The 14,386-nt window shown below is 59.7% G+C and carries 13 protein-coding genes; 10 read left to right on the forward strand and 3 right to left on the reverse strand.

Annotated elements, in window-relative coordinates; translation table 11 throughout:
- Positions 1 to 219: 219 nt before the first annotated feature.
- The 4 genes from EXZ61_RS22055 to EXZ61_RS03665 are packed head-to-tail and all read left to right on the forward strand — an operon-like array spanning position 220 to position 3,755.
- A complete protein-coding gene (locus EXZ61_RS22055; RefSeq protein WP_237219078.1) occupies positions 220 to 699 on the forward strand; it encodes a hypothetical protein in 480 nt (159 codons plus the stop codon).
- 19 nt (positions 700 to 718) lie between these two features.
- Positions 719 to 1,402 carry a PspA/IM30 family protein gene (locus tag EXZ61_RS03655; RefSeq protein ID WP_142809125.1) on the forward strand — a complete coding sequence of 228 codons (684 nt, stop codon included), beginning with the start codon at positions 719 to 721 and terminating at the stop codon, positions 1,400 to 1,402.
- The gene (locus tag EXZ61_RS03660) at positions 1,399 to 2,019 is read left to right on the forward strand and encodes a YqiJ family protein (protein ID WP_142809127.1); all 621 of its coding nucleotides are present in this window, start codon (positions 1,399 to 1,401) and stop codon (positions 2,017 to 2,019) included. Before EXZ61_RS03655 ends, EXZ61_RS03660 begins: the two co-directional genes overlap by 4 nt.
- A gap of 20 nt (positions 2,020 to 2,039) precedes the next feature.
- On the forward strand, positions 2,040 to 3,755 hold the full coding sequence (locus tag EXZ61_RS03665) for a flotillin family protein (protein ID WP_142809129.1): 1,716 nt from the start codon (positions 2,040 to 2,042) through the stop codon (positions 3,753 to 3,755).
- A 127-nt stretch (positions 3,756 to 3,882) separates the two neighbouring features.
- On the opposite strand, the gene EXZ61_RS03670 is transcribed toward EXZ61_RS03665, so the two are convergent.
- Positions 3,883 to 4,791: a LysR family transcriptional regulator gene (locus EXZ61_RS03670; protein WP_142809131.1), complete on the reverse strand. Its 909-nt coding sequence runs from the start codon at positions 4,789 to 4,791 to the stop codon at positions 3,883 to 3,885.
- A gap of 124 nt (positions 4,792 to 4,915) precedes the next feature.
- Between EXZ61_RS03670 and gcl the strand changes: the two genes are divergently transcribed.
- From gcl to EXZ61_RS03695, 5 genes are all read left to right on the forward strand, one after another.
- A complete protein-coding gene (gene gcl / locus EXZ61_RS03675; RefSeq protein ID WP_142809133.1) occupies positions 4,916 to 6,709 on the forward strand; it encodes a glyoxylate carboligase in 1,794 nt (597 codons plus the stop codon).
- Positions 6,710 to 6,755: 46 nt separating this feature from the next.
- On the forward strand, positions 6,756 to 7,559 hold the full coding sequence (hyi, locus tag EXZ61_RS03680) for a hydroxypyruvate isomerase (protein ID WP_142809135.1): 804 nt from the start codon (positions 6,756 to 6,758) through the stop codon (positions 7,557 to 7,559).
- Between the two features lie 18 nt (positions 7,560 to 7,577).
- Positions 7,578 to 8,483: a 2-hydroxy-3-oxopropionate reductase gene (locus EXZ61_RS03685; RefSeq protein WP_142809137.1), complete on the forward strand. Its 906-nt coding sequence runs from the start codon at positions 7,578 to 7,580 to the stop codon at positions 8,481 to 8,483.
- A 14-nt stretch (positions 8,484 to 8,497) separates the two neighbouring features.
- Entirely contained in the window at positions 8,498 to 9,916 is a 1,419-nt protein-coding gene (pyk, locus tag EXZ61_RS03690; protein ID WP_142809139.1) for a pyruvate kinase, read from the forward strand.
- Between the two features lie 120 nt (positions 9,917 to 10,036).
- Entirely contained in the window at positions 10,037 to 12,367 is a 2,331-nt protein-coding gene (locus EXZ61_RS03695) for a glycoside hydrolase family 9 protein (RefSeq protein WP_168224692.1), read from the forward strand.
- An 18-nt stretch (positions 12,368 to 12,385) separates the two neighbouring features.
- Here the strand turns inward: EXZ61_RS03695 and EXZ61_RS22340 are convergent, their stop codons facing one another.
- Together EXZ61_RS22340 and uraH are read right to left on the reverse strand one after the other, a co-directional pair.
- Complete coding sequence (locus EXZ61_RS22340) at positions 12,386 to 13,045, reverse strand: SPOR domain-containing protein (RefSeq protein ID WP_142809142.1); 660 nt, start codon at positions 13,043 to 13,045, stop codon at positions 12,386 to 12,388.
- A 182-nt stretch (positions 13,046 to 13,227) separates the two neighbouring features.
- On the reverse strand, positions 13,228 to 13,581 hold the full coding sequence (gene uraH / locus EXZ61_RS03705) for a hydroxyisourate hydrolase (protein WP_142809144.1): 354 nt from the start codon (positions 13,579 to 13,581) through the stop codon (positions 13,228 to 13,230).
- 93 nt (positions 13,582 to 13,674) lie between these two features.
- Between uraH and EXZ61_RS03710 the strand changes: the two genes are divergently transcribed.
- Positions 13,675 to 14,352 carry a GntR family transcriptional regulator gene (locus EXZ61_RS03710; protein ID WP_142809146.1) on the forward strand — a complete coding sequence of 226 codons (678 nt, stop codon included), beginning with the start codon at positions 13,675 to 13,677 and terminating at the stop codon, positions 14,350 to 14,352.
- Positions 14,353 to 14,386 lie beyond the last annotated feature (34 nt).

Consider the following 14,386-nt stretch of genomic DNA (forward strand, 5'->3'; position numbering starts at 1 on the left):
AAACGGTTTATATGCTTTCTTGCTATGGTTTTCAAGTCGAATAAGGACAAGTATTGAGCCATTGCGAGCTACCGCCACATCGAACGGCGCTTTCGCTGCTGGGCGGTATCGGTTCTCGTGGCATCGCAATGACCTAAAAATGCGCCGAATTTGTTTGGGTCCTTGACCCGCGAATGTATTTGAATACAATTGAATTCAAATACATTCAAGGAGTGCTCTATGGTCCCTGTTTCAGGACGATTGCCAGATGACCTGTATGCGTGGCTGGCAGCGCTGCAAGTGGACGGTGCCACTACCGTCAGCGACAAGATGCGCTTTGCTGTGACGCATCTCAAGCGCATGCATGACGGCGATGGCGACTACCTCGGAGCGCTTGCCATGTACCGTGATTGGGGGCGCGGCACACGCGACCACATTGCAACGCTAGAGCAAAGCACGGGCCAGCACTCCGAGGTCTTGGCCGCCCTGATGGAGCATCTGCCTGCGCTGATGGCAGGACTGCACTCTGCGCATCCACGCACGTTGGCCGATGCCAAGCGCTTGGAGTCAACTTTGGTGAAACGCACCATGCAGCTGGCCGAGACGCTGCTGCGCCAAGCAGTGACTGTCAAAGCCGCCGCCTACGATCCTCAAGTGATCGAGCAAAACGCGGAGCGACTGCTAGAGCTTGCCAAGCTCATTCCCGCCCCAAGTAAATAAACCCAAGCCAGGAGGAACCATGAGTCAAAGTCTGAGAAGCCGTGTCGCCAAAGTCATTGCGGCCAGCGCCCACAATTTGTTGGACAGGTGGGAAGATGCCAACCCCGTTGCCATGCTGGAACAAGCCACGCGCGAACTTGAGCAGGTCAGCAGCGATGTGCGTACCGAGCTAGGCGTAACCGTGGCCAATCGCCATCTGACCCAGCAACAACACGTGCGTTTGAACCAAGAGCATGCCGCACTGGCCGAGGCTATTGGCACGGCGATTGCCGCCGCACGCGATGACCTTGCCAAGTCCGCCCTAGCCCGGCAGTTAGACATTGAAGCGCAGCTGCCCGTGTTGGAGGGCAGCTTGGTGCAGCTCGGAGGCGACGAAAAAGAGTTGTCCGCCTTCTTGGAGGCCTTGATGGGCAAGCGCCGTGAGATGCAACGGGCCATTCAAGAGTTTGAAGCTTCGCGCTTGCAAGCCCGCACGGCGAATGCACCAAGTGCCGCCAAGTCCGTGCATACCCAGTCGCGCGTCCAAGCGGCCGAAGAGGCGTTTGATCGAACACTGACGCGCCAAACCGGCGTCGCGGGCTTGGCCCGCGGCGCTACCTTGGCACAGGCCACCCACTTGAAAGAACTCGGTGATATCGTGCGGGACAGCAAAATCAATGAGCGCTTGGCTGCTCTGAAAGCCGCGCAACAGGAGAACCCATGAGCATCTTGACCGCCCCCGACACTTGGCCTTTTTCCGCCGCATTGGCGACCATGGTGGGCCTTGGTGTGCTAGAGGGCGTTGGCTTGTTGTTCGCCACCAGTCCTTCAATATGGATCGACCATCTACTCCCCGATGTGCCAGACGGTGCCGATGGCGTATTGGGCTGGCTGCATTGGGGGCGCGTACCCGTACTTGTGTTACTGATCCTGTTTTTGGCGGGCTTTGCCGTGGCGGGCTATCTCGTTCAGGCCACCAGCGTGAGTCTTCTATACGCCACCTTGCCGCCATGGCTGGCCGCCATACCGGCGGTGTTTGCCGGCTTGTCCACCGTGCGCGGTGTAGGCGGCTTGGCTGCGCAGTATGCGCCGCGCGACGAAACCACAGCGGTTAGTGAAACCACCTTGATTGGCCGCGCGGGCGTGGTGGCACGTGGTATTGCCCGCCAGGGACTGGCGGCCGAAGCCAAGGTGCGCGATGTGCACGGCCATGTGCACTACGTCATGGTGGAGCCTGATGTAGAAGGGCAAACCTTTGATGAAGGCACCGACATCGTGTTGGTGCGAAAAATAGGGCGCGGCTTTACCTGTATTGCCAACCCTCATCCCCAATTACTTTAACGAGAGAAACAGAGAGAGCTATGAATTTTGATTTGTTGATCAATACCGCGGTGCCAGCTGGCATTGTTCTCATCGCGCTGGTGGTGGTGGGCATTGTGTTCGCGCGCCTCTACCACCGCGCCACCAAAGAAACCGCCTTTGTCCGCACCGGGCTTGGTGGGCAAAAAGTCATCATGGACGGCGGCGCCATTGTGTTGCCCATCTTTCACGAGACGATTCCCGTCAACATGAATACGCTCAAGCTGGAAGTCTCTCGCAAGGACGAGCACAGTTTGATCACACTGGACCGCATGCGGGTGGATGTTGCAGCCGCATTTTTTGTGCGGGTCAAACAGTTGGCCGAGTCGGTGAGCACCGCAGCCCAAACCTTGGGGCGTAAGACCATGGCCCCGGACGAACTCAAGCTCTTGGTGGAAGACAAGTTTGTCGATGCCTTGCGCGCCACGGCAGCCACCATGAGCATGCAAGAGCTGCAGGACAAGCGGCGCGACTTTGTGCAAGCGGTACAAAACGCGGTGGCCGAAGACTTGGAGAAGAATGGTCTGGAGCTGGAGTCGGTCTCACTCACCAACATGGACCAAACCGCCAAGAACTTCTTCAACCCCAACAACGCGTTTGACGCCGAAGGCCTGACGCGCTTGACCGAAGAAACCGAGGCACGCCGCAAACAGCGCAACGACATTGAGCAAGACACCGAAGTACAGGTGCGCACCAAAAACCTGGAAGCGGAACGCCAAAAGCTGGACATCACCAAGCAGCAAGAGTTTGCAACCCTCACCCAACAGCAGCAGATCTCCAATGCCAAGGCCGACCAAGTGGCCGAGATTGCCAAGATTGAGGCTGAGCGTCACCGCGAGGCGGAAGAGGTGCGCATCAATGCCGAGCGCCTGGTGAAAGAGAAGCGCATTGAAGCGGATCGCACAGTGAACAGCGCCGAGATCGACAAGAACTTGGTCATCCAGAAAAAGCAAATCGAAGCCGAGCGTGAAACCAAAATCAAACAAGCGGAGCAGCGCCAAGCGGTAGAGCTGGCCAACCAAGACGCTGCCATTGCCATTGCGCGCAAATCCCAGGAGCAGTCGGAGGCAGATGCCACCGCCAACACCGCCTTGTCAGAAGCCGTGAAGTCGGAAGAGCTGGTCAACACCGCCCGCGAAATCGCCATTGCAGAGCGCAACAAGTCCATCCAGCTGATTGACGCCACCAAGGTGGCTGAGCAGCAAGCCATTGGTGTGAAAGTGGCAGCCCAAGCCGACCGCGAGGCTGCAGAAAACCGCGCGGCTGCCATCAAGGTAGAGGCCGATGCGCGCATGGCCGCGTCCTTGGCCGAGGCGGAAGGTATTGCAGCGATCAACGAAGCTAAGAACCGCTTGGGCGCCGCCCAGATTGACTTGGCGGTGCGCATGCAGTTGATCAACGCCTTGCCGCAGATCATTGACAGCGCGTCTAAGCCCTTGGAGAAGATTGACTCCATTCGCCTGTTCCAAGTCAACGGCATGCCCATGGGCTGCAACGGAGGTGGCTCCGGCAGTGGTGAGGGTGGCCAAGGCGGTGGAACCTTGCCAGAGCAAGTGGTGAATTCCGCCCTTCAGTACCAGGTGGCCAAGCCTATCGTCGACGCCATCATGAAAGACGCAGGCTTGAACAATCCATCGCTCACGGGGATTGCGCAAACCATTGCAGGCATGGTCAGCGTGGCACCTGCACCAGTCAGCGAGGCGACTGCGCACGACTAAAGCAGCGTCACTCTCTGCACAATAGCCGCTTCATGCGGCTTTTGTCTTTTTAGGAATAAATGTGCCTGTTGCGCCCATGGAATGAGCGCAAGAAGCTATCATTTTTATAGTGTAAATGGTTGCACGCTCACCGCAAAACCTCCCACCAAGCCCCATCCAACTCCGCTTGCAAGTAGCGGATGAAGTGGGTCACTTTAGACGGCACCAGTTTGGGCGATGGGTACACGGCGTGCATCTCTTGGCTGGGGAGTTGGTAGTCGCTTAAGACAGGCACGACCAAGCCCGCTTTGACGGATTCCAGCGCCACGTACCAGGGCAAAACTGCCAGGCCCATGCCGTCGGTGGCCGCCGACAAAATGGCAGAGAGGTTGTTGGCGCGCAGCGGGCCTTTCACCAGCACCGAGTGCGTTTGGCCCTGTGGGCTGGTGAGGTTCCAGCGCTCGTCGCCTTGTACGCTGCTGTAAACCAAGCAGGCATGTTGGCTTAGCTCGGCAGGTTTGAGAGGGGCAGGGTGTTTCTCAAGGTAATGGGGGGCACCCACCATGACCCAGGGGTTGGTGCCCAGGTAGCGTGCGCCCAGTGTGGAGTCGGCCAAGCGGCCCATGCGAATGGCCAAGTCCACGCCTTGCTCTACCAGGTTCACATAGCGGTCGTCAAAGCTCAGGTCTATCTGCACCTCGGGGTGGGTGTGCATATAGCCCAGCACCAAAGGCACCATCACGCGCCTGCCAAAGCCCACCGAGGTGCTGATGCGCAGCGTGCCCCCCACTTGGCTTTGCACCAGTGTGGCCAGGTTGTCAGCCTCGTCGATCTCTCGGGCAATGACCTTGCATTTTTCGTAGTACAGCGCGCCTACCTCTGTGGGGCTGACGCCGCGGGTCGAGCGGTGGAGCAAGCGTGCGCCCAAGCGCTGCTCCATGGCGGCCACGGTTTTGGTGGCCGTGGGTTGGGCAATGTCCAGCTCCAAGGCCGCTTTGCTGAAGCTGCCGGTCTCTACCACGCGGATAAACAGTTGAAGGCTGGTGATGCGGTCCATGCTTTGCACTGTAGACCACAGCGTGGGGGGTATTCCATAACGGAATAGCACTTATCCCCTGACTGCCATTCACATAAGCCCACCGCACTCAGATGATTGCGCCCAACTACTACAGGAGAACGCAATGGCAAAAATGAAGGCCGCAATGGCCGCCGTGTTGGTCATGGAGAAAGAGGGCATCACCCAGGCCTTTGGTGTGCCAGGCGCTGCCATTAACCCGCTGTATGCCCAGCTGCGCGAGCGCCAAACCATTGGCCATGTGTTGGCTCGCCATGTGGAGGGTGCATCGCATATGGCCGAGGGCTATACCCGCGCACGGGCGGGCAATATCGGGGTGTGCATTGGTACCTCGGGGCCCGCTGGCACCGACATGATTACCGGCTTGTACTCTGCGCAGGCGGACTCCATCCCCATTCTGTGCATCACTGGCCAAGCGCCACGGGCGCGCTTGCACAAAGAAGACTTCCAAGCGGTGGACATTGCGTCCATTGCCAAGCCGGTGACTAAGTGGGCCACCACGGTGCTAGAGCCGGCGCAAGTGCCGCGCGTGTTTCAGCAGGCGTTTCACTTGATGCGCTCGGGACGCCCCGGCCCTGTGCTGATTGACCTTCCGTTTGATGTGATGCAAACCGAAATTGAGTTTGACATCGACACCTACGAACCCATGGCGGTCTACAAGCCCACAGCCAGTCGCAAGCAAATCGAAAAAGCGCTGGAGATGCTCAACGCGGCCGAACGCCCGCTCATTGTGTCGGGCGGTGGCGTCATCAATGCAGACGCCTCGGCGCTCTTGCAGCAGTTTGCAGAAATAGTGGGTATCCCGGTGATCCCCACGCTCATGGGCTGGGGCACGATTCCCGACAACCACCCGCTCATGGCGGGCATGTGTGGGCTGCAAACCAGCCACCGCTATGGCAACGCCAACCTGCTGGCCAGCGACTTTGTGCTGGGCATTGGCAACCGCTGGGCCAACCGCCACACGGGCTCCCCCGAGGTGTATTGCAAGGGCCGTAAGTTCATCCATGTGGACATTGAGCCCACGCAGATTGGCCGCGTGTTTGCGCCTGACTACGGCATTGTTTCGGATGCCAAAGCAGCGCTGCAGCAGTTCGTCGCCCTGGCCCAGGAATGGAAGCTGGCAGGCAAGCTGCGTGACTGGTCTGGCTGGGTGGCGGAGTGCCAGGCGCGCAAGGCTTCCACCGAGTTCTTGCGCAAGACCAACTTCAACACGGTGCCCATGAAGCCCCAGCGCGTGTACCAGTGCATGAACAACGCGTTTGATGCAGACACCACCTATGTCTCCACCATTGGCCTGAGCCAAATTGCAGGCGCGCAGTTTTTGCATGTGTACAAGCCCCGCCACTGGATCAACTGCGGGCAGGCAGGCCCCTTGGGCTGGACCATTCCGGCGGCCTTGGGCGTGTGCGTGGCGGACCCCACACGCAAGGTGGTGGCGCTCTCGGGTGACTACGACTTCCAATTCATGATTGAAGAGCTGGCCGTGGGCGCGCAGTTCCACATCCCTTATATCCACATGGTGGTGAACAACAGCTACCTCGGCCTGATTCGCCAGTCCCAGCGCGGCTTCTCCATGGACTATTGCGTGCAGCTGGGCTTTGACAACATCAACTCCAACGAAGGCGATGTCACCGCCAACGGCTACGGCGTGGACCACATCAAAGTGGTGGAGGGCTTGGGTTGCAAAGCGATCCGCGTGCACAAGCAAGAAGAAATTGCCCCCGCCATTAGCCAAGCCCGCGCGTGGATGGACGAGTTCCGCGTGCCGGTGGTGATTGAGGTGATCTTGGAGCGCGTGACCAATATCGCGATGGGCACCGAGATTGACAACGTGGTCGAGTTTGAAGAGTTGGCCCAAGGCGCGGCCGACGTACCCACTGCCCTGGCCATGCTGGACTGAGCCCTCTCACTTCCAAAGACTTAACCCAACACAGAGAAAGACCACCATGCCCCAATTTGCAGCCAACCTCACCATGCTGTTCACCGAGCTGCCGTTTCTAGACCGCTTTGACGCCGCTGCGCAGGCAGGTTTTGATGCCGTAGAGTTTTTGTTTCCCTATGCCTACAGCGCGCAAGACATTCGCAGCCGCCTGGATGCCAACGGCCTGGAGCTGGTCTTGCACAACCTGCCAGCGGGCGACTGGGACGCAGGCGAGCGCGGCATTGCCTGCCACCCCGAGCGCGTGGCCGAGTTCCGCCAAGGCGTGGAAACCGCGATTCGCTATGCCCAAGCGCTGGGCGTCAAACAACTCAACTGCTTGGTAGGCAAAGCGCCTGCGGGCGTTGCACCTGAGGTCTTGCGCAGCACCGTGGTGGACAACCTGCGCTATGCCGCCAAAGAGCTCAAGACGGCAGGGCTGCGCTTGCTGATAGAGCCTATCAACACCTATGACATCCCCGGCTTCTACCTCAGCCGTACCGCACAGGCTTTGGACTTGCTGGATGCAGTGGGCGCAGACAACGCCTTTGTGCAGTACGACGTGTACCACGCCCAGCGCATGGAAGGGGAGATCGCCGCCACCTTGAGCAAGCATTTGCCACGCATAGGCCATGTGCAAATTGCCGACAACCCAGGCCGCAACGAACCGGGCACCGGGGAGCTGAACTACCGCTACCTGTTCGCCCACTTAGACCGCCTTGGCTACACAGGCTGGGTGGGCTGTGAGTACAAGCCGGCAACGACCACGCTGGCTGGCCTAGGCTGGTGCCATGCCATCAGCGCCCGCAGCACAGAGCCCGCCACCGCATAACAACGATAGGAACATTTCATGAGCACACACGCACTCAAAATTGGATTCATTGGCTTGGGCGTTATGGGCACGCCCATGGCCGGGCATTTGCTCAAGGCCGGGCACCAGTTGTTTGTCTACACCCACGGCAAGATGCCGCAGGCCATTGCCGCAGGCAGTGCCACCAAATGCCTAGATGCCAAAGGTGTGGCCGAGCGCGCTGACATCATCATCACCATGGTGCCTGATACGCCCGATGTGGCTGACGTTTTGTTTGGCGAGAAAGGCGTGGCCAAAGGCTTGTCGGCGGGCAAGCTGGTGATTGACATGTCGTCTATCTCGCCCGTAGAGACCAAAGTGTTTGCCCAACGCATTGAAGCGCTGGCTTGCGATTATTTAGATGCGCCGGTGTCGGGTGGCGATGTGGGGGCCAAGAACGCCACCTTGTCCATCATGGTGGGAGGCAAAGCCGCTGCGTTTGAGCGGGCCAAGCCGGTGTTTGAGTGCATGGGCAAAAACATCACCTTGGTGGGCGGCACGGGGGACGGCCAGACCTGCAAAGTGGCCAACCAAATTGTGGTGGCACTCACCATCAATGCGGTGGCTGAAGGTCTGCTGTTTGCTGCCCGTGCGGGCGCAGACCCCGCCAAAGTGCGCAATGCGCTGATGGGCGGCTTGGCAACCTCGCGCATCTTGGATGTGCTGGGCGAGCGCATGATTCGCCGCACGGTGGAGCCCGGCTTTCGCATTGCCTTGCACCAAAAAGACTTGAACTTGGCGCTGGGCGCCGCCAAGCAATTGGGCCTGGCCCTGCCAGCAACCTCGCATGCACAACAACTCTTTAGCGCCTGTATCTCGCATGGCGGCGCGGCTTGGGACCATTCAGGTATGGTGAGGGCATTGGAAAAACTTTCCAACTTTGAAATTGGCCAAGCACCAACCTAAGAAAGCTCCCCACCATGCGCAGAACCCGTAACGCCAAAATTGTTGCCACCTTGGGGCCCGCTAGCACGGACCCCGCCATGATTCGGCGTTTGTTCATGGCAGGCGTCGATGTGTTTCGGCTGAACTTCAGCCATGGCAAGCCCGAGGACCATCGCGCCCGCTTTGAGACCTTGCGCGCCTTGGAGCAAGAAACGGGGCGGCCCATTGCCATCTTGGCCGACTTGCAAGGCCCCAAGCTGCGCGTGGGTACGTTTGCCAATGGGCCGGTGCAGTTGGACGTGGGGCAGGCGTTTCGCCTGGACTTGGACCGTGCGCCGGGCACCGCGCAGCGGGTGCAGATGCCCCACCCTGAAATCTTCAAAGCACTGCAGCCTGGGGCGGAGCTCCTGCTCGACGATGGCCGTCTGCGCCTGCTGGTGACCAACTGTGACGCCACCTACTGCGAAACACGCGTAGTGGTGGGCGGCAAATTATCAGAACGCAAAGGCGTGAACGTGCCCGGTGTGCTGCTGCCTATTACCGCGCTTACGGAAAAAGACCGGCGTGACTTGGACTTTGCGCTGGAGCTAGGCGTGGACTGGGTGGCCCTGTCGTTTGTGCAGCGGCCCGAAGATGTGGAGGAAGCGCGCGCGCTCATCCAGGGGCGCGCGGGCATTGTCTCTAAGTTAGAAAAACCCTCGGCCATTGACCGGCTCGACGACATCGTGGCGCTGTCCGACGCTGTGATGGTGGCGCGTGGCGACTTAGGCGTGGAGCTACCCGCCGAGCGCGTGCCCGCCATTCAAAAGCGTATCGTGCGCACCTGCCGCAAGCTCGGTAAGCCCGTGATCGTGGCCACCCAAATGTTGGAGTCCATGGTCGACAGCCCCGTGCCTACCCGGGCCGAAGCTTCCGACGTGGCCACTGCGATTTACGACGGCGCTGACGCAGTCATGCTGTCCGCAGAGTCCGCTTCGGGCAAGTACCCGGTAGAAGCCGTGGACATCATGCACCGCGTGATCGAGCAGGTAGAAGCCGATCCGCAATACCGTTTGCAAATTGATGCGTCGCACAGCCGCGCGCAATTGGGTGCTAGCGTGGCAGACGCAGTGTGTTGCGCCATGCGCAGTACCGTGGCCTTGTTGCAGGTTCCGGCCGTGGTGTGCTTTACCAGCGGTGGCAACAGCAGTCTGCGTGCTGCGCGGGAGCGGCCTGTCGCGCCCATTTTGAGCCTCACACCCAGCCTGCCCACAGCGCGGCGCCTGGCCTTGGTGTGGGGTGTGCATTCGGTGCACATGGAAGATGTGCACGACGCCACGCAAATGGAAGCAGTCGCTTGTGCCATCGCGCAGCGTGAACGCTTTGCGGTGGCGGGGCAGTCCATCGTCATCATTGCGGGCATGCCTTTTGGCACGGCGGGAAGCACCAACCTCATACGCGTGGCCACGGTGTAGCCTGCCCTCACGACGCTCTCAGTGCGCTCCGTGTGAGTCGGTGACATGGAGGTAGGGGCGGGGTGTTTGGACACCACTTGTACCTATACTTGTTGGCTTGCAGCAAGTTCAGGAGTTGTTATGCCCTCGTACCACATTCGCGCTCTGTCCATCAAAGCTACTGGCGCTCTGTTGGGCGTGTTAAGCCTTCTGGCGCAAGCAGCACCGGCACTGACGACTCCCCACATCAAGGTCGACCAGTTTGGCTATTTGGCCAGTAGCAAGAAAGTGGCGGTGGTCGCCAACCCCGTGCGGGGGAGCAATGCAGGCACGCCCTACTTGCCGGGGAGCGGTGCGCAACAATTCCAAGTGCGCCGTTGGGCTGATAACGCCGTGGTACTCAGTGGCACCTTGAGTGTTTGGAATGGCGGCGCAGTGCATACCCAGTCAGGCGACCAAGGCTGGTGGTTTGACTTTAGCGCGCTGACCACTCCCGGCACCTACTATGTGTTCGACACCTTGAACCAAGTGGGCTCGCACCCGTTCGAAGTGGGCAACCAGGTGTATGACAAGGTGCTCAAGCAAGCCGGGCGCATGTTTTTCTACCAACGTGCGAACTTCGCCAAGCAAGTGCCCTATGCCGAAGTTGCTTGGGCCGACGCGGCTGCCTACAACGGCGCCAACCAAGACCGCTACGCCCGCAACCACCTGAGCAAGGGTGATGCAAGCACCGCCCGCGACCTCCGCGGTGGCTGGATGGATGCTGGCGACACCAACAAGTACACCACCTTTGCCGAGGCTGCCGTTTTGCAGCTCTTGGAAGCTTACCGCTTGAGCCCAAGCGCCTTCAAAGACGACTGGAACATTCCCGAGTCCGGCAATGGTGTTCCCGATCTCTTGGATGAAGTGCGCTGGGAGCTGGACTTTTTGCAGCGCATGCAAGACGCCACGGGCACCAACGGTTTGTTTTTGAAGGTGGGCTTGGACACCTACAGTGGGGATGTAGCGCCGGTGAGCCAAGACACGCGGCCACGCTACTACGTGGGGGAGTGCACGTCGTCCACCTTGTCCGGTGCGGCCATGTTCGCTGCGGCGCACAGCACCTATAAGGCCTTGCCGTCGCAAGGCGCCTATGCTGTAAACCTGCTGACCCGTGCGGAGGCCGCGTGGGCCCGTGCCAAGGTCACCACCCGAAGCTTTACGAGCTTTCAAAGCAGCTGCGACAACAACGACATCAAGTCCGGCAACGCAGACCGCAGTGCGCAAGACCAGCGCGCCAGCGCGGTGGTGGCCGCTGCTTATTTGTTTGAAGCCACGGGCAAACCGGAATACAGCGCTTTTGTAGATGCCAACTACCGTAGCGTGCAGCCATTGAGTGATGGCTGGTGGGGCCCGTACACGCAGGTGACGGAAACTGCGCTATTGCGCTACGCCAAGTTACCCAGCGCTACGGCCGCGACCAAGGCCGACTTGCTGGCAGCCAAGAAGAATTCGCAGGTATTTTCTTTGGCTGAACAAACGGCGAGCACTGATCTCTACCAAGCGTATGTGGCCGACCCCGAATTTGGCTGGGGGCATAACGCGCGCCGCGCCAACGTGGGCAGCGGCAACCTCAACAACGTGAGCTTTGGCATCAACCCGGACCAATCGAGCCAATACGTTCGCTTGGCCGAGCAACATTTGCACTGGTTGCATGGTGCCAACCCCTTGGGGCTGGTGATGCTCAGCAATATGGGCGCATCCGGTGCAGAAAACTCGGTGCGCCAGATCTACCACCAAGCCTATGCCGACGGCACCGCATGGGATGACGCCAAGACCTCGCAGTACGGCCCAGCGCCGGGCTACCTCGTTGGCGGGCCCAACAAAAACTACAGCGGCCCCCGCTCGGACATCCGCAACCAGCCGCCGCAAAAAGCCTATGTGGACTGGAACACCTCGGCAGACAAGGCCTGGGAAATCAGCGAACCCGCCATTTACTACCAGTCTGCTTACCTCTTGCTCTTGAGCCGATTGATGGTCCCCGCCCCTGTGCCACCGCCCACCGTGCGTGAAACCGTGGTGTATGGCGATGCCTTGGCAGCCAGTTGGAGCGACTGGAGTTGGGACGTCACCAGCAATTACAAGACCACAAGCCCCAAGAAAGAAGGAAGCTACGCGCTGCGGGCGGCCTACAAGCCCTGGGGTGGCGTATCCCTGCGCGCCGCCAATGCCATTGCCTTAAGCAGTCCCAACGCGGGTCTTGCGTTGTGGGCTTACAGTGCCAAGGCTATGTCTATCAATGTGTACACGCAGAGCAGTGACAGCGGTGTCAGCTCGCCCGCCAAAGTGGTAGCCCTGGCGGCCAATGCGTGGACCGAGGTGCGCTTAAGCCGGGGCGAGATCGGCCAAGCCAGTATCAAGCGCATTACGCTGCAAAACAATGCGGGCAGTGCGAACGTGGTGATTTACGACCAGCTGCGCATTACCGAGTAGCCAGCGGCGCACCCATGGCTATTTGGGGTGCTTAAACACTGCGGCGTCTAACTTCATGCCCAGGATGCTATTGGCCGCTACGGTGGCCTCAGCGCGGGTGAGGTACGGGCCCACGCGAACCCGCGTGAGCGCGCCTTTCTTGCCCTGAATGCTCTCAGCAAACACCGGCATGCCCGCATCCTCCAATTTTTTGTAAGCGTTTTGTCCATTGCTGGCCACGGCGTACAGGCCTGCGTTCACATAAAAGCCGGGTACCAAACCTGTCACTGGCACTTTGTTGGGGGCGGGTGCCTTGGTGGGACCTATGCGGTGGTCGGCTTTTGCCGCCGGTGCCGCTTTTGCGGGGGCTGCGGCAGCGGTGGCCATGGGTTCGGGCGCTGGCATGGCCGACACGGTGGGCGGTACAGGCTGGTAGACCGGCTGTGGCTCCGCACGGGGCGCTACCGCTGCAGCCGTAGCGTCTGATGCCGGAGTAGGGCTGGCGGTGGGGCTGGCTGTGGGGCTTGGCGCTTCATCGGCGGGCGCTGTTTTGGGGGGCTTGGGTTGTGCGGTGAAGGTGAGTGCTTGGGGCCAGATGGAGCAGCCCGCGAGCTGGGTTGCCGCCGCAATGGCCAGTACCGTAAAGGCGCTGCGCAGGGGCATAGAGGCGGTGGTACGGGGCGTGGGCAAAAGGTGCATAAACAATCGCGCTCACAGAGTGGAGATACATCGGAATGTATCCCAAGCGCAATGCCTTCTCACACGGTTTTACCCGTAGTTTTGCATTTATGTTGCTGCGCTTTTGGTAGCTAGCTGCGCAATAGCGGCGGGCGCTAGGGCCTGTTTTGACTCCATCTACCCTCGATGTGGTCCTTCGTTGCCTACGAACCCCGGTACGTGGAGTAGCTCCAAGGGCTCACGAGCAAGGGCACGTGGTAGTGCTGATCGGGGTGGGCCACACCAAAGTCGAGGCTGACTTTGTTCAAGAAGTTGGGCTCGGGCAGGGCCACGCCACGCGCCTTGAAATATTCGGCCACGCCAAACACCAAACGGTAGGTGCCGGCTTTGAGACTGGCGTTGTCAAACAGCAAACCATCGGGGTTGCGCCCGTCGTGGTTCAAGTTAAATTGCTTGACCAAGGTGGCCTGGTCGCCGTCGGTGGTGTACAGCGCCACATGCATGCCCGCAGCGGGTGATCCATGCATGGTGTCTAGTACGTGTGTGCTCAATCCCATGGCCTGTCCTTATGAAGTTGGGTGAATTGCGCAATCACTGGATTGCGGACAGAAAGTGTATACAATTTTTTTATTCTCGGCTATTATCTTGTCATGGAATCTAAACCTGCTGTCTCAACCACCAGCGTCATTGTCAGCACCCTGACCAAGGCCATTGTGGAGCACCGCCTGAACCCCGGCACCAAGTTGTCGGAACAAAAGGTGGCAGCGCATTTTGGTGTGTCGCGCACGCTGGTGCGCCAAGCGCTGTTTCAGCTCGCGCAAAACCGCTTGATCCGTATGGAGCCCGCGCGTGGTGCCTTTGTGGCCACGCCTTCGGTGGTCGAAGCCCGCCAAGTGTTTATGGTGCGCCGCATGCTGGAGGCCGAGATGACACGCACCTTTGTGCGCGAGGTCACGCCCGCCAAAATCAAAGCGCTCAAAGCCCATGTGGCCATGGAAAAGACGGCTGTAGACCGTGAAGACGTGCCAGGCCGCACCGAGCTCTTGGGTGACTTCCACGTGCACATGGCCGAACTCTTGGGCAACGAAGTGCTGGCGCAAACCATTGAAGAACTGGTATCGCGCTGCTCGCTGATTGCGCTGATGTACCAAACCACCAGCGGTGCCGAGCACTCCAACGAAGACCACGCCGACATCGTGAAAGCGCTGGCCGCCAAAGACGAAGCCTTGGCGGTGCGCTTGATGGACGAGCATTTGCAAAAAGTCGAGGCCAGCCTCACCTTTGACCGCGCCGTGCCGCGCAACGATATTTCTATGGCGCTGTCGTAAACACGGCCAGCACCTGTGCCCCAGAAAGCCCCAC

Source organism: Rhodoferax aquaticus, assembly GCF_006974105.1.
Taxonomy (GTDB): domain Bacteria; phylum Pseudomonadota; class Gammaproteobacteria; order Burkholderiales; family Burkholderiaceae_C; genus Allorhodoferax; species Allorhodoferax aquaticus_A.